This is a genomic window from Kitasatospora sp. NPDC041988, from assembly GCF_055588525.1.
Genome location: NZ_JBVJCO010000058.1, coordinates 13679 through 28730, shown reverse-complemented (window position 1 = coordinate 28730; position 15052 = coordinate 13679). Strand labels below are relative to the sequence as shown.

The 15052-nt window shown below is 72.5% G+C and carries 15 protein-coding genes; 5 read left to right on the top strand and 10 right to left on the bottom strand.

Features of this window, described 5'->3' with window-relative positions; translation table 11 throughout:
- Positions 1 to 136 precede the first annotated feature (136 nt).
- Genes ACZ6NC_RS37060 through ACZ6NC_RS37050 form a run of 3 tightly spaced genes read right to left on the bottom strand, consistent with a single transcriptional unit; the run spans position 137 to position 4234 of the window.
- Positions 137 to 541, bottom strand: a complete 405-nt coding sequence (locus ACZ6NC_RS37060) for a nuclear transport factor 2 family protein (RefSeq protein WP_465738282.1) — start codon at positions 539 to 541, stop codon at positions 137 to 139.
- Positions 542 to 554: 13 nt separating this feature from the next.
- Entirely contained in the window at positions 555 to 1478 is a 924-nt protein-coding gene (locus tag ACZ6NC_RS37055; protein WP_465738281.1) for an NAD-dependent epimerase/dehydratase family protein, read from the bottom strand.
- Positions 1475 to 4234 (bottom strand): alpha/beta fold hydrolase, encoded by a 2760-nt coding sequence (locus ACZ6NC_RS37050; RefSeq protein WP_465738280.1) that lies wholly within the window; start codon positions 4232 to 4234, stop codon positions 1475 to 1477. The genes ACZ6NC_RS37055 and ACZ6NC_RS37050 overlap by 4 nt, the downstream gene beginning before the upstream one ends.
- A 749-nt stretch (positions 4235 to 4983) precedes the next feature.
- Here ACZ6NC_RS37050 and ACZ6NC_RS37045 point away from each other — a divergent pair.
- The 3 genes from ACZ6NC_RS37045 to ACZ6NC_RS37035 all read left to right on the top strand — a co-directional run bounded on the left by ACZ6NC_RS37045 (position 4984) and on the right by ACZ6NC_RS37035 (position 8837).
- Entirely contained in the window at positions 4984 to 5664 is a 681-nt protein-coding gene (locus ACZ6NC_RS37045) for a LuxR C-terminal-related transcriptional regulator (protein WP_465738279.1), read from the top strand.
- An 82-nt stretch (positions 5665 to 5746) separates the two neighbouring features.
- Positions 5747 to 6562 carry a LuxR family transcriptional regulator gene (locus tag ACZ6NC_RS37040; protein ID WP_465738278.1) on the top strand — a complete coding sequence of 272 codons (816 nt, stop codon included), beginning with the start codon at positions 5747 to 5749 and terminating at the stop codon, positions 6560 to 6562.
- 154 nt (positions 6563 to 6716) lie between these two features.
- On the top strand, positions 6717 to 8837 hold the full coding sequence (locus ACZ6NC_RS37035) for an AfsR/SARP family transcriptional regulator (RefSeq protein ID WP_465738277.1): 2121 nt from the start codon (positions 6717 to 6719) through the stop codon (positions 8835 to 8837).
- A 63-nt stretch (positions 8838 to 8900) separates the two neighbouring features.
- On the opposite strand, the gene ACZ6NC_RS37030 is transcribed toward ACZ6NC_RS37035, so the two are convergent.
- The gene (locus ACZ6NC_RS37030) at positions 8901 to 9092 is read right to left on the bottom strand and encodes a hypothetical protein (protein WP_465738276.1); all 192 of its coding nucleotides are present in this window, start codon (positions 9090 to 9092) and stop codon (positions 8901 to 8903) included.
- Positions 9093 to 9190: 98 nt separating this feature from the next.
- The gene (locus ACZ6NC_RS37025; protein ID WP_465738275.1) at positions 9191 to 9421 is read right to left on the bottom strand and encodes a DUF6269 family protein; all 231 of its coding nucleotides are present in this window, start codon (positions 9419 to 9421) and stop codon (positions 9191 to 9193) included.
- A 418-nt stretch (positions 9422 to 9839) separates the two neighbouring features.
- On the opposite strand from ACZ6NC_RS37025, the gene ACZ6NC_RS37020 reads away from it, so the two are divergent.
- On the top strand, positions 9840 to 10838 hold the full coding sequence (locus tag ACZ6NC_RS37020; RefSeq protein ID WP_465738274.1) for an adenosine deaminase: 999 nt from the start codon (positions 9840 to 9842) through the stop codon (positions 10836 to 10838).
- Here ACZ6NC_RS37020 and ACZ6NC_RS37015 read toward each other — a convergent pair.
- The 5 genes from ACZ6NC_RS37015 to ACZ6NC_RS36995 form a co-directional block, all read right to left on the bottom strand.
- Positions 10811 to 11056: a dihydrofolate reductase family protein gene (locus ACZ6NC_RS37015; protein WP_465738273.1), complete on the bottom strand. Its 246-nt coding sequence runs from the start codon at positions 11054 to 11056 to the stop codon at positions 10811 to 10813. The genes ACZ6NC_RS37020 and ACZ6NC_RS37015 overlap by 28 nt on opposite strands.
- Positions 11057 to 11117: 61 nt before the next feature.
- Positions 11118 to 11732 (bottom strand): vitamin K epoxide reductase family protein, encoded by a 615-nt coding sequence (locus ACZ6NC_RS37010; protein ID WP_465738272.1) that lies wholly within the window; start codon positions 11730 to 11732, stop codon positions 11118 to 11120.
- Entirely contained in the window at positions 11729 to 12595 is an 867-nt protein-coding gene (locus tag ACZ6NC_RS37005; protein ID WP_465738271.1) for a DsbA family protein, read from the bottom strand. Before ACZ6NC_RS37005 ends, ACZ6NC_RS37010 begins: the two co-directional genes overlap by 4 nt.
- A gap of 107 nt (positions 12596 to 12702) precedes the next feature.
- Entirely contained in the window at positions 12703 to 13398 is a 696-nt protein-coding gene (locus tag ACZ6NC_RS37000; RefSeq protein ID WP_465738270.1) for a hypothetical protein, read from the bottom strand.
- Positions 13399 to 13467: 69 nt separating this feature from the next.
- Complete coding sequence (locus ACZ6NC_RS36995; protein WP_465738269.1) at positions 13468 to 13941, bottom strand: SRPBCC family protein; 474 nt, start codon at positions 13939 to 13941, stop codon at positions 13468 to 13470.
- 111 nt (positions 13942 to 14052) lie between these two features.
- On the opposite strand from ACZ6NC_RS36995, the gene ACZ6NC_RS36990 reads away from it, so the two are divergent.
- Positions 14053 to 14922: an Fpg/Nei family DNA glycosylase gene (locus ACZ6NC_RS36990; protein ID WP_465738268.1), complete on the top strand. Its 870-nt coding sequence runs from the start codon at positions 14053 to 14055 to the stop codon at positions 14920 to 14922.
- Positions 14923 to 15052: the final 130 nt, after the last annotated feature.

The following is a 15052-nucleotide window of genomic DNA, read 5'->3' as shown; positions in this document are numbered from 1 at the left end:
GGAGCACCGGGAACGCCGGGAGGGCGCCCTCCGCGGGCCCGGCCGCACACGGGGTGCGACCGGGCCCGGAAAGGCCCCCTCGGGGCCGGACGGCTCGTCCGGTGCCGGGCTTCCGGCCGGCGGGGTCGTCCGCCGGTCAGCTCTCGATCAGCCGGGCGAAGACGACGGTGTCGAAGACGTCCTCCATCCGCACGGCGCGGCCGTCCCGGATGGTCCAGGAGTGGATGAACGGCAGGGTCTCGGTGTGCCCGCTCAGCGAGGTGACGGCGCGTACGCCGAACACCACCACGCGGTCGCCGGAGTGCACGAACTCCTGCGGCTCCAGCCGCATGCCGCCCAGCACGGTCGGTACCTTGGCCAGGAACTCCCGTACCCCGGCGTGGCCGTTCTTGGTGCCGCCCAGCCCGTACGCGGCCAGGCCGTCCGGGTGGACCCACTCGATGTCCGCGTCCATGGTCGCCAGCAGCGCGGCCAGGTCGCGGTCGTGGAAGGCCCGGTACGCGGCGTGGATCGTTTCGAGGTTCTCGGACTCTCGGGACATGTGCTCGATCTCCTCAGCTGCGGACGTGCTCGGGGTAAAGGGCTTCGAGGGTGTGGCGGATGCCGTCGCGCCAGCCGACCTCGCAGGGACCGGTCAGCCGCCGGCGCAGCGTCGGGTCGAACTGGTAGGTCTCCCGGGTGACGGCGCTCGGCACGAGGTCGGCCCGGACGCCGGTCAGCTCCTCGATGTAGCGCACGCAGTCGGTCATCCCGACCGACTCGTCGCCGCCCCAGTTGACCAGGGTCGCGGGCAGCGACGCCGCCTCCCACAGGAGCGGCACCTGGCGTACCAGGTCGCTGGTGTGGAGCAGCGAGCACCAGTTCTGCCCCTCCAGCGGCACCGGGATCGGCTCGCCGGCGAGCATCCGCTTGAAGTAGAGCATCGGCACGCCGCCGTAGCCGCCCGGGCCGTACGCGATGTTGAGCCGCGCGATGGTCGCCGGCAGGCCGAGTACCTGCGCGAACGCCCGGACCGTGCCCTCGGTGGCGATCTTGCCCACCGGATAGGCGGGCAGCCAGTCGGCGACGCCGTCGATCGGGTCGTCCTCGGTGTACTTGTGGTCGAGCGTGCGGCGGGCGTACAGGGCGCCGGTCGACACGTACAGGAAGGACTCGGCGGTGCGGCAGTGCGACATCAGCCGGCCGGTGGCCGTGGCGTTGACCTCGATCGTGGCGTTGACGTCGCCGTCGCCGCCGCGCTCGACGGCGGAGTGGATGACGTGGGTGAAGTCCTCCGGCAGGCCCTTGAGCGCGTACGGGTCACTGTCCGCCATGTCCCAGCGCCAGGTGGTGATCCCCTGCGCCCGCAGTTCGTCCGCCACGCCCGGGGTGCCGAAGCGGCCGATGCACCAGACGTCGTTCTCCGCGGCGAGCGCCTCCGCCACCGGCCGGGCGACCTGCCCGGTGCCGCCGGTCACCAGGATCTTCTTGCCCCTCACTTGCCCTCTCCCATCGCCCGGTCCAGCTCCTTGCGCAGAATCGCCTGGAAGGCCGCCACGTGCTGCGGCCCCATCAGCGTGTAGTGCTCACCGGGGACGTCCACGTACCGGTTGGGACCGTCCGTGAAGTCGTCCCAGCGGCGCAGCTCGTTCTCCAGCCAGTCCTCCTTGCTGCCCCGCAGCGGCACGGCGTAGAAGACCGTCATCTCGCGGACCCTTCCGCCGGGCTGGTACTCGCGGCCCAGATCGGTGAGCCGGTCGGCGATCTCCGCCCAGGCGCCGAACCGGTCGGCGTCCAGGTCGAGTTCGGCGATCCGCTCGGCCGGGGCGACGGCGAGCAGGCGAGCCAGCTGCTCCTCCCGGGGCAGCCCGCGCAGCAGGCCTGGCAGCTCCCGCGCCTGCCGCTTGTCGACCAGCGCCATGAAGAAGGCCAGGTTGACGGCGGTCTCGGCGAAGTCCAGCTCGTCCATCCGGTACTTGATGTGCGGCGGCAGGTTGAAGCTGCCGACGAAGTCGACGCGCTCGCCCTGCTCCTCCAGCACCTTGGCGATCTCGAAGGCGACGGCACCGCCGTAGGAGTAGCCGGCGACGGCGTACGGGCCGTGCGGCTGCCGGGCCCGGATCGCGGCCACGTAGGTGTCGACCATCTCCTCGAAGGTCCGGAACGGCTTCTCGCCGTCGTTGAAGCCCCGGGCGCGCAGCGCGTAGAACGGCCGGTCACCCACGAAGTACTGGGCGAGGTTGACGAAGACCAGCACCTCGCCGACGCCGGGGTGGACGCAGAACAGCGGTGTCTTGTCACCGCTCAGCTGCATCGGCACGATCGGGTCGAAGTCGGGCTCACCGGGCCCCCGCGGCCCGGTGAGCCGGGCGGCGAGCGACCGGACGGTGGGTGAGGTCAGGACGGTGATGATCTGCAGACCGGGCACACCCAGGCGCTGCGCCACCAGGCTGCGCAGCCGCAGGATGTCCAGCGAGGTGCCGCCGAGGTCGAAGAAGCTGGCGGTGGCGCTGATCAGGGCCGGGTCGATGTCGAAGAGCTCGCCGTAGATCCCGGCGAGGACCTGCTCGGTCTCGCCCTCCGGCGCGGTGTGACCGCCGAGTCGACGCAGAGTCAACTCCCTTACTGCGTGCACCTCCTGCTCGTATCGGCCGGTCTCCAACCGGTTGCGCATCAGCGAGCGCTGGATCTTTCCGAGGCTGGTCTTGGGAAAGGCCTCGGCGGGCAGCGGCAGGATCAGGGCGGGCCGGAAGCCCCACTGCATCACCACGCTGCTGCGCACCGAGGCCAGTACCCGGTAGAGGCCGGCCTCGTCCTCCCATGGCACCTCCGGGCGGAAGGCGATCACCAGCTGCTCGGTGTCGCTGCCGGCCGGGCGGGTGGGGAACGCCGCGACGTAGGAACAGGCGACACCGTCCAGCCGTTCCAGCACGGCCTCGATCTCGTGGCTGAAGTAGTTGACGCCGTTGACGATGACGCTGTCCTTGCTGCGGCCGACGAGGGTGAGCCGCCCGCCGTTGATCCGGCCGAGGTCGCCGCTGCGGAACCAGCCGTCGGCGGTGAAGGCCTCCCGGGTCGCCTGCTCGTTGTTGTGGTAGCCGTGGGTGATCATCGGGCCGCTCAGCTGGAGCTCGCCCACCTCGCCCTCGGGCAGCGCGCGGTCCTCGTCGCCGGCGACCCGGATCCGCAGCCCGGCGACCGGGGTGCCGAGGCTGGCGAACTCCTCGCCCTCGTCGGCCTGGGGGAACGCGAGCGAGTAGATGCTGCCGGCGCAGGTCTCGGTCATGCCGAACGCGGGCCAGAGCGCGGTGGGGGCGAGCCCGTACGGCGCGAACCGCTCCAGGAAGGTCCGGCCGGTGGCGCAGACCACGGACTCGCCGCCGCTGACGATGTGCCGCAGTCCGGTCAGGTCAAGCTGCTCCAGCTCCTCCTCCGGCGCCCGGTCGGCGGCGGAGTTCAGCAGTCCCAGAAGGAAGTTGGGGGTGAAGGTCATGGTCACCCGGTGCTCGGAGGCGAGCCGCAGGAACTCCAGGGGCTCCCCGAGGACGACCTGCGCCGGCACGTGGACCTGGCGGCAGCCGGCCGAGAGCGGCAGCAGATGGCACTCCAGCAGGGCGGCGACATGGTCGAACGAGACCCAGTTGAGGCTGGTGTCGGCGGCGGTGAGGCGGTGGTAGCCGTTCTTTCCGGCCATGGACGCCAGCAGGTTGGCGTGGCTGAGCCTGACCGCCTTGGAGTCGCCGGTCGAGCCGGAGGTCAGGACGAGGACGGCCACGTCCTCCGGCGCTGCCCGGTGCAGCTCTTCGGCGGGTTCCGGCGCGCCCTCGGACAGGGACGCGAGGGTGGCGACGGCAAGGCCCTCCACCGCGGGCAGCTCGGCCGCGAGGCTCTCGCTGGTGATCACCAGAGGCTGGTCCAGCAGTCCGTTGACATGGGTGAGTTGGGCAGTCCAGCGGGCCTGGTCGCCGCGCAGCGGCGCCATCGGGCAGGGGACGAATCCGCCGAGTACTGTGGCCCAGAACGCGGCGAGGAAGTCGGGCTGGTGCTCCAGCAGGAGCACGACCTTGTCCCGCGGCCGGACTCCGCGGGCCCGCAGGCCGGCGAGCACGCGGCGTGCCTCCTGCAGCAGTTCGATGTGGCTCTGGTCGCGGTACTCGGATCCGGCCCTGCCCGAGCAGTAGCGGATCCCGGTGCCGGGGTGTTCGGTCGCGGCGCGAAGTAGCAGGTCGCCGATCGTCTGTGGGGGGATTTCCATGGTTTTCTCCAGTGCCTTGGCTGTCGGTTCGGACGGGCGGTGGAGCGGGAGAAGGCCGTTTGCCGGTCGGTTCCGGTGTGACGGCGGACCATTCGGGGAAGTCGAAGAGGGAGGAATGGGACAAAGGAAGTGAGCAGGCATCATTTCCGCGGTTCGCGGTGGGTCAGCCGGTCACTGTGGGGCTGCTGTGGTCACGGGGAGAAACCGTAGGTCGGCTCCCGGTCGGGGCAACGGGCGCTGGCCTGAAGCGGCGCCGGGTGCTCACGGCATGTGAGGGGCGGATCGCCGCCGGTGCCGAAAGCGGAGCGAGTGGCTGTCTCTTGTGCGAGGAGTCGGCAACTTGCTGACGGACCATCGGATACGCCGATGCCGCGGAGAGCGTTCTGCTATACGCGGGCGTTACTGAACGCTGTCTCTCGTTGACTGTGGCAGGGACACAAACTAGTGTTAAGGCGATCTTTGTCCTGTTCACGCGAATCTGGTTCATTCCTCAACAGCCGGCTCGACCCGACAAACGGTGTCCGAAAACCGCTTGGCGGAATCGACGGTTGTCATCGCGTGTATAGGGAGCAATACGGGGTGGATCAACGGGGGCGGTGACGGTGGTACAGACATCAGGTGTGGGCGCGTCGGAGGCGGGTGTCCCGCGGGCGCACGCGGAGCATGTGGAACAGGCGCTGTTACAGGCCCGGGCCCTGATCGAGTCGACCGTCTCGTTGCACCGGCAGAGGGCCGGCGGTCATCCTCTCGTGACACGGACCGACGCCGACGCGATGGGTGGGGCCCTGGACGAACTGGTCGGCGGTACCCGCCGGGCGGTGAGCCTGACACTCACCGCCACAAGCGAGTTCGCCACCCTGGCGACCCAGGCGCTGACCCGCCTGGCGGTCCACTGGACGTCCGACTCCGTCCGCTCGGGTGCGGACCCGGTGGCCGAGGGCGCAGTGGTGGTGCGGGTGCTCTGCTCCGACGCCGCGACCGAAGCCGCCCTCGCCCTGGCCCGGCGGCTGAAGGGGCTCCGGGTCGAAGTGCGCATCTCCGAGGCCGAGTTGCGCGAGGCGCTGCTCGTCGACGGCCGCGGCGCACTGGTCCGCTCGGCGGCGCAGGACTGCGCCGGCCATGCCGTCCTGGTGAAGGATCCGGCCGTGGTTCGCGCCCTCGACCTGCTCGTCGCCGGCGCCTGGTCGCGTGCCCGGCCGCTGCTCGACCACCTCGGCCTGAGCCCGAAGCTCGGCAAGGAGCCGACCAGGCGCATCCTGGAGATGCTCCGCGAGGGCCACACCGACGAGGCGGCCGCGCAGGAGCTGAACGTCTCACTCCGCACCTACCGCCGTCACGTGGCCGAGATCATGCGCGAACTCGGTGCCACTTCCCGCTTCCAGGCGGGCGTCCGAGCCGTCGAGCTGGGGCTTCTCTCCGCGACCGGCTGACCGGTCCGGGCGGATGCCCCGGTACCGGCCAGGAGTGTGCCCGCCCGGCGGGCCGAATCGAGCAGAACTGTTGAAGGGATCCATGGGCGACGTGTCGAACCGGGCCGGTGACGAGCTGGAGGAGGCCCTGCTCGGGGTGAGCGCGCTGATCGAGTCCACCGTCGTGATGCACCGCGACCGGTACTCGGCGGACCGGCTCGTCACCTCGGTCGGCGGCCGCTACGGGGCCATCCTCGACACGGCCGAGGAGATGATCGCGGGGGCCCGGACGAGCATCGAGATCATGCACGCCCGCCGGCTCCAGGGTGAGGACCGGGAGGAGCGCGCCGAGCGGGATCTGCTCTACAACGCGGACCCCGCCGTCGGAGTGCGGCTGCTCACCGCCCCCGACCTGCTCGACGAGGGCTTCGTCCGCGAGCAACTCGGCCGGGACCACCCCGTCGCGATCCGGGTGGCCAGGGTCCCCCCGCTCCAGGCGATCATCGTCGACCAGACGGCCGCGTTGGTCGTCACCGGGTCGGTGGCCGCCCGTCACTCCTCGGTGATCCGGGTGCCCGAGGTGATCCATACGCTCCGCATCCTGTTCGAGAACGTCTGGCGCACCGCCGTGCCCGCCAACGAGCGGATCGTCTTCGGCGACCGTACGCGTGCCGCTTTCGCCCGCCAGATCCTCGGCGCCCTGCGGGCCGGCGTCACCGACGAGGTCGCCGCCCGCGACCTGACCGTCTCGGTGCGCACCTACCGGCGCTATGTCGCGGAGATCATGACGCTGCTGGGCGCGTCCTCCCGCTTCCAGGCCGGGGTCCGCGCGGCCGAGCTGGGTCTGCTGCCCCCGGCCGGTCCGGACGGCCGGCCCGTCCCGGCCCGTCCCGGCCCGGACCAGCCCCGCACCGGCTGAGCCCGGGCCCCGGCTGGGGGCGACACCTTCCTGACAGCGCGGTTGTTGTGACAATCGGCCCGCTGCGAGACTCCTGGTGGATGACGTGGATTCACGTCCCGGCCCGGCTGCACGGTCGTCGGCATCGTCGCGGCCGCACAGAGGAGGGCAACTCGTGCATCAGGTGGTCTTCCGGGTCCTGGGCCCGCTCGACATCCAGGTCGACGGCCGGGCGGTCCCTCTCCAGGGCGCCCGGCAGCGGGCCATCATGTCGATGCTGCTGCTGGCACCGGACCGGGTGGTCTCCGTCGCCGCGCTCGCCGACGCCGTCTGGCACGGCCGGCCGCCCACGACCGCCCGCAACCAGATCGCCATCTGCATCTCCGCGCTGCGCAAGACCTTCAAGGCCGAGGCCGGTGCCGGCGACATCCTCGTCACCGGCCACCCCGGCTACCTCCTGCACACCGGCCCCCACCGCATCGACGCCGTGGAGTTCGAGGAGTGCGTGACCGCCGGCCGGGAGGACGCCCGGCGCGGCCGGCCGGACGAGGCCTGCGAGCGGTTCCAGGAGGCGCTGGCGATGTGGCGCGGGCCCGTCCTGGAGGGCATCACGGCCGAGCCGGTCGAGGTCGAGGCCGCCCGGCTCGCCGAACTGCGCCTCAACGTGTACGAGGAGTACACCGGAATCCGCCTGCAACTGGGCCGCCACCGCGAGCTGGTCGGCGAGTTGAGGGCCTTCCTTCGCGCCCACCCGCTGCGCGAGCAGTCCATGGCGCACCTGGTCCTGGCCCAGTACCGCTCCGGCCGGCGCGCCGAGGCGCTGGAGACGTTCCGCGAGGGCCGCCGGCTGCTGGCCGAGGAGCTCGGCATCGACCCGGGCCCCGCCCTCCGGCGGCTGCACGAGGAGGTGCTGGCCGACTCGCCCAGGCTCACCGGGCCCGCCGAGGCCGTCACGCTCTCCCCGGTCGCCGCCGCTCCCAGCCACCTCCCGCCGAACGTTGCCGCCTTCACCGGCCGCCGGGCCGAACTGACCACCCTCGACCACCTGCTGAACCACGTCGACGGCGACAGCCTGCCGGTCGGCTCGATCGCCGGCACCAGCGGCATCGGCAAGACCGCCCTCGCCGTCCACTGGGCGCACCAGGTCGGCGCCCACTTCCCGGACGGCCGGCTCTTCGCCGACCTGCGCGGCTACGACGAGGAGGCGCCGTACCGCCCGGCGGTGATCCTCGACCGCTTCCTGCGCGCGCTCGGCGTGCCCGGCCCGCAGATCCCCGCCGGCGAGAACGAGCGCAGCGCGTTGTTCCGCAGCGTCCTCGACGGCCGCCGGGTGCTGATCGTGCTCGACAACGCCCGCTCCTTCGAGCAGATCCGCCCGCTGCTGCCCCGCAGCGGACGCTGCTGCGTCCTGGTCACCGGCCGGGACACCCTGGGGGGTGCGCTCGCCGGGGACTACGCCTTCGTGTCGCTGCACCTCGGCCCGCTCGGCCAGGCCGAGTCCGTCGCGCTGCTCGCCCAGGTCACGGGGGACGACCGGCTGGCCGCCGATCCGGTGGGCGCCGCCCGGCTCGGAGAACTGTGCGACCGGCTGCCGCTGGCCCTGCGCATCGCCGCGGGCCGGCTCGCCGCGAAGCCGCACTGGCCGGTCCGGTCCCTGGTCACCCGGCTGGAGGACCAGCACCGGCGCCTGGACGAACTCAGCCAGGGCGAACGCGGTGTACGCGCCGGCTTCCGCCTCAGCTACCGCGACCTGTCGCCCTCCGCCGCGCGGATGTTCCGCCTGCTCGGCCTGCTCGGCGTGCCCGACTTCGCCGCCTGGACCGGCAGCGCCCTGCTGGACACCCACCCGGTGACGGCCGAGGACCTCATCGAGCAACTGGTCGACGCGCAGCTGCTGGAACCCTTCACCGCAGGAGCGGGCCTGGTCCGCTACCGGTTCCAGAACCTGCTGCGGCTGTTCGCACGCGAGTGCGCGCTGGCGGAGGAGGGCGAGGAGGTGCGCCGGGCGGCGGTCCACCGCGCGTACGGCGCCTGGCTCGGCCTCGCCGCGCAGGCACACCGGCGCCACCATCCCGAGGACGGCCGCGCCGTCCGCGGCCCAGCCGGGCTGCACGCCCTGCCGGGCGAACTGGTGGACAGTCTCCTGACGGATCCGCAGGAGTGGTTCGAGAGCGAGCGTGCCTGTCTGACCAGTGTCCTCGGCGCGCTGGAGGCCGAGGCGGTCCTGCGCGACACGCTCTGGGCCGACACGCCCTGGGCCGATACCCGGGAGCTGCCGGCGTCCGTCCGTCCGTGAGCCGCGCCGTCCGCGGGGCCGTAAGTGCCTCGGCCCGGCGGGCCGTTCGGCCGGCGGCACCGGTCACACCCAGGGGTCGTCGTGCATGGCCACCGCCACCACGGTGGAGGACACCTGCGCTGACCCGGCCTGGTCGGTGCCCTGGGAGGGCAGGGCGACCGTGACCGCTCCGGCGACCGCGAGGAGCATCGCCGTACGGGTGACCAGCTGGGCGAGGCGGGCGCGGGTCCGGGCGGTGAAGGCGCTGCGGTTCACGGGATTCTCCTCGGGCTCCTGGGGCAGGCGCTCGGTGCCTGCGACCTCATGCCGAGAACGCTACGGACGGCCGATTCCGGGGCCCTTTCGAAACGCTTTCACAGGCCTTCGTCGTCGCTCCGCACCTTCGGCCGGGTTTCTTCCTGCTCGTCCTGGTGCGAGACGATCAGTTCGGTGAGTACGTCGATGTACGCGGCCAGCACCTCGGCCCAGGGTGTGTCGCCCTGCTGGAGCTGCGACTCCTGCTCGCAGGCGTTGTCCTGCTCGATCCGGTCCAGGACGGTCAGCGGGTGGGGGACTCGAACTTCGTCGACCCGGTCGTCGTGCATTTCTCCTCCTGAGCGTGGAGCCGGTTGTGTCGTAATCCCCGTAACGCCGAGCTTGGGGGGCCAGGGTATGGCGCACCTTTAATCAACCTATATTTCTGCGGCCCGTGCCTCGGCGCGGCACTCCGGACAGGTGGGCCCGGGCCTTCAGGTCACTACCACGCCCCAGGGCAGCGCCTCGGCCGCTCGGGTGGCCGGGTCCACCGTCGCCGGCGTGACCGCGCCGGGGCTCCGGGCCACCGGTGGACCACGACGGGGCTGCCGGTACTCCGCGGCGGGCTGCTGCCGGCCCCGCCGATGCGCAAGAACCGGGACCTGCCCTCGGGACCGGCGCTCGTGGATCGGATCGTACGATGACTACTTCGCTGTCCTGCCGTCTCCTCACCTTCCCTTTCCCTCCCACAGCTCGGACCGATCACCGATGCCGCTTCCCAAGGCCGAACTCCACCTGCACATCGAAGGCACCCTGGAGCCCGAACTCGCCTTCGCCCTCGCCGCGCGGGGCGGCGTCACCCTCCCGTACGCCGACACCGAGGAGCTGCGCCGCGCGTACTCCTTCACCGACCTGCAGTCCTTCCTGGACCTCTACTACGCGCTGATGGCCGTGCTGCGCACCGAGCAGGACTTCGCCGACCTCGCCGACGCCTACCTGGCCCGGGCCGCCGGGCAGGGCGTGCGGCACGCCGAGATCTTCTTCGACCCGCAGGCGCACACCGCCCGCGGCGTGCCGATCGGCGTCGTGGTGGAGGGCCTCGGCCGCGCGCTGGACCGGAGCGAGGAGCGGTACGGCATCAGCACCCGGCTGATCATGTGCTTCCTGCGGGACGAGTCCGCCGAGTCCGCACTGGAGACCTTCGAGGCCGCCCGCCCGTACTTCGGCCGGATCACCGGCATCGGCCTCGACTCGGCCGAGGTCGGCCACCCGCCCGCCAAGTTCCGTGAGGTCTACCGCCTCGCCGCCGAGGCCGGCCTGCACCGCGTCGCCCACGCCGGCGAGGAGGGCCCCGCCGCCTACATCACTGAGGCCCTCGACATCCTCGGCGTCGAGCGGATCGACCACGGCCTGCGCTGCCTGGAGGACCCGGACCTGGTCGACCGCCTGGTCCGCGAGCAGATCCCGCTCACCCTCTGCCCACTCTCCAACGTCCGCCTCCGCTGCATCGACACCCTGGCCGACCACCCCCTCCCGGCCATGCTCGCCGCCGGCCTCCTGGTCACCGTCAACTCCGACGACCCCGCTTACTTCGGCGGCTACGCGGACGACAACTTCCGCGCCGTCGAGGAGGCCCTGAAGCTCGACCGCGAGAAGCTGCGCCTGCTCGCCGCGAACTCCTTCCGCGCCTCCTTCCTGGACGAACCCCGCCGCGCCGCCCTCCTTGCCGAGGTGGCCGCCTACGAGTTCGAGCCCGCCGGCGTCTGACGGGCGCCGCCCTCCCGGTCGTAGTGGAGGAGGACGACGCCGTTGGGGAATGGGCGGGTGTCCAGGAGCGTGAGGTCGTCGTGGTGGGCGGTGGTGGGGAAGAGGGGGGTGCCGCGGCCGAGGCGGACGGGGTGGACGTAGATGCGGTACTCGTCGACCAGGCCGTGGCGGAGGAAGGAGGCGGCCAGGTCGGCGCCGCTGAGGACGACCTTGCGCATGGCGGCCTCGCCGGGTCGTCGCCGCCCCCGGGCCGGCGTGGGCCCGGGGGCGGCGGGGAGATCAGACCAGGGTGCTCCAGTAGTACCAGAACCGGTTGAGGATCAGCAGCGCGATCACCGCGTACCAGAGCGCCGGTACCACCCAGTGGTAGCGGGCGGCCTCCCGGACGGCCGGGCGCAGCCGGGCGCCGACGGGGATCACGCCGGAGCGCAGGTTGTGCAGGGTGGTGTACCAGAGCAGCGGGATCATCGCCGCCCAGACCACCATGCAGTAGGGGCAGAGTGCGCCGATCCGGTACAGCGCCTGGTACATCAGCCAGGTCACGAAGCCGATCCCGAACACCGTCCCGGCCTGGAGGCCGAGCCAGAACCAGCGCCGGTACGCCGCTCCGGCGAGCAGCCCGGCGCCGATCGCGATGACGACGCCGAAGCCGACCAGGCCGAGCAGCGAGTTGGGGAAGCCGAAGGCCTCGGCCTGGTCGCTGCGCATGATCGAGCCGCAGCTGATGATCGGGTTGATGTTGCAGTTGGGGACGTACGACGGGTCCTTCAGCAGCCGGATCTTGTCCAGCGTGAGGACGGCGGAGGCGAACAGCCCGACCGCGCCGCCGATCAGCAGCAGGAGGGCGAACGGCCGGCTCGCGCCGTAGGTGCGTGCGGGGGCGGCGGAGGTCATCCGGTCACCTGCTTGACCATGGCGGTGAACTTCTCGGGCGCGACGGGCGCGCCGCCCGCGAACACCTCCAGCTTCTGTCCGTCCAGCTTCACGGTCGGGGTGCCGCTGACGCCGCTCTTGTCGAAGGCCTTGCCGACCTGGTCGGCCCAGGGCGCGTAGGTGCCCTCCTGGACGGCCTTGACGAAGGCGTCCGTCTTCAGGCCGGGGACCTGTCCGGCCAGGTCGAGCAGGCGGTTGACATCGGCGAATCCGTCGTTGCGCTCGTCCGGCTGGTTGGCGTACAGCACGTCGTGGAACTGCTTGAACTTGTCGACGCCCTCGTTGAGCGCCGCGCCCGCGGCGGCCAGCGCGGTGCGCGAACCCTTGCCGCCGAGGCCCTGGTCCAGGAAGGTCGCCAGGTGGTACTCGATCTTGTAGGTGCCGGCGTCGGCGAGCTGCTGGACGGTCTTGCCGTTGGTGGTCTCCAGCTGCTCGCAGTACGGGCAGCGGAAGTCCTCGTAGATCTCCAGGGTGTGCGGGGCGTCGGCCTTGCCGTAGGTGATCACGGTGCCGTCGGCGCCGCTCGCGTTGGCGGGGGTGACCAGCGGGCCGTTGGCGGCCGCGTCGCCGGAGCCGGAGGAGCCGCCGACGGCGAAGGCCACGCCGGCCGCGAGTGCGAGCACGGCGGCGGTGGCGGCGCCGACGACCGTCCGGCGGCGGATCCTCGCGGACCGCTCGGCGTGCTCGCGCTCCTCCCGCATCCGCTCGGTGGCGGCGCGCCGGGCGGCGTTCCCGGTCTGCTTCTCGCCGGTCCGCTTCTCGCCGGTCCGCTTCTCGCTGGTCTTCTTCTCGGCGGCGGCGGGGGTCTGGGGCTTCTTGCTCATGGTGGGGTGTCGTCCTGTGCTCTCGGTCCGGTGCTCCGTGCGGGGAGCGGGGCAGGCGCGCGTACGGGCGCGCGGCGAGGCGACCGGCGGAGAAGCGGAAGGGTCTCTCAGCAGGCCGGGGCGGGCCTGGGCGGTCCACGGCGGACGGCCGGGCGGAGCAGGACGGACTCGGCCGGGACCCGGACCCGGCTGGCGCGCGGGAAGGGCATCCGGGCCACCGGGCGGGCCGGTACGGGCGCGGCGAGCAGCAGTCGCAGCCGGCGGCCGGCCGCGGCCGGGAACCGCTGCGCGAAGTCGCCGAGGATGCGCACCGACCGGGCGAGGCCGGTCACCGCGGCATCCGCACGGCGCAGCCAGAAGGCGGCGGCCAGCGCGATCGCGGTGTGCAGGGCGAGGAGCAGCAGGACGCCGGCGGACTGGGGGACGCCATGGCCCAGCAGGAACCCGCCGAGCGAGCCGCCGCCGCAGAGCAGCGGTTCGAAGCCGCGGGCGGAGCCGGGCGGCAGCGAGGGGCAGGTGGTCTGGGCGAGGTCGAAGAGGGCGCTCAGGCCCAGCTCCAGCGGCAGGAAGACCGCGGCGATCGCCGGGTAGCCGCATTCGGAGCCGGCGAGGGCGAAGGCCGCCGCGAAGACGGCGCCGCCGGCCACGGCCAGCGTGCCGAGCGGCAGCGGGCGGCCGGTGACCAGCACCTGGCCGAGCCCGGCGAGCAGCACGACCAGCGCGGCGAAGATCGCCGCGCGGAGCGTCCTGAGGCCCGGGCCGCCCTGGCCGGTGTGCGTCTGCATGGCATCCGAGTCTGCCACAGGTTGAATGGTGGACGACCGGGCCGGAGGTCCGCTGTGGGGATCCTCACCACCGCCCCTGAGCTGGGCTTATGCGTCCTTTACGGGCTCGGGGTGCGGGGTGCGGGCGGCCGCGACCCGGGTCTCGACCAGTTGCCGGAAGAGCTCCAGGTCGGCCCGGACGACGCGCTCGACCGCCCCGGCGAGGGCGAAGCCGCGCGCCCCGCCGAACACCTCGTGCACCGCCTCCGGGTCGTACTCGACGCGGATCTGCAGCCGGGTGTGGTGCCGGCCGAGCGGGAGCAGGGCGAAGGCGCCGTGCAGGTCCAGGCCGTCCAGCGTCCGCCAGGCCATCACCCGGCCGCGGCCGTGGTCGGTGATCTCGGTCTCCACGTCGAGTTCGGCGCCGGCGATCTCCACCCCGAGGTGCGCGAGGTTGCGGCCGTGCGGGTGGGCGCTGCGCACACCGCCCACGAAGTGCGGGTAGTCGTGGACCCGGTGCAGTTGCTCCCAGGCCGCCAGCACCGGGGCTTCGATGTCGATCTGTTCCTCGAGCGTGCTCATCGCGGGGGCGGACCTCCTAGGGCGATCGCCCTGCCGGGCGCCGGGCACCTCCAGCCTGCGCCTGCCGGTGGTGGACAGGCAAAGGACGGAGCGCTGCGCGAGACTGGGCGCATGCCGGAGCTGCCCGAGGTCGAGGCCCTCACCGCCTTCCTGTCCGAGCGGCTGACCGGGCGGGTGATCGCCCGGGTGCAGCCGGTGGCGATCAGCGCGCTCAAGACCTACGACCCGCCGGTGACGGCGCTGGAGGGGCGGACGGTCGGCCCGGTCACCCGGCACGGCAAGTTCCTCGACATCGAGGCGGGCGGCCTCCACCTCGTCGTCCACCTGGCGCGGGCCGGCTGGCTGCGCTGGAAGGAGAGCCTGCCCGCCGAGCCCCCGCGCCCGGGCGGCAGGAACCCGCTCGCGCTGCGGGTGCGGCTGGAGGGCGACGCCGGGGACGGCTTCGACCTCACCGAGGCGGGCACGAAGAAGGGCCTCGCGGTGTACGTGGTGCAGGACCCGGCGGAGGTCCCCGGCGTTGCCCGGCTCGGCCCGGACCCGCTGGACCCGTCGTTCACCCTGGCGGCGTTCACCGCGCTGCTGCACGACGAACGGCGCCGGCTGAAGGGCGTGCTGCGGGACCAGGGCGTGCTGGCCGGCGTCGGCAACGCCTACTCGGACGAGGTGCTGCACGCGGCCCGGATGTCCCCGTACAAGCTGGCGTCGAGCCTGACCGAGGAGGAGACGGCCCGGCTGTACGAGGCGCTCGGCAGCACGCTGCGGGACGCGGTGGAGCGCTCGCGCGGGCTGGCGGCGGGGGAGCTGAAGGCGGAGAAGAAGCTCGGCCTGCGGGTGCACGGCCGCACCGGGCAGCCGTGCCCGGTCTGCGGGGACACCGTGCGCGAGGTGTCGTTCGCCGACTCCTCGCTGCAGTACTGCCCGACCTGCCAGACCGGCGGCAAGCCGCTCGCCGACCGCCGGCTGTCGCGGCTGCTGAAGTAGGGGTCCAGCCAAGGTGAGGCCAAAAGGGGCAGTGGGATGATCTTGAGGGCGTGAGCCGCGTTCCGGACCTACCACCGGGGGCTTGGCCCTGTCCCGGGTTCCGCTGTTCCGATCCTCCCCCGGCGCTGAC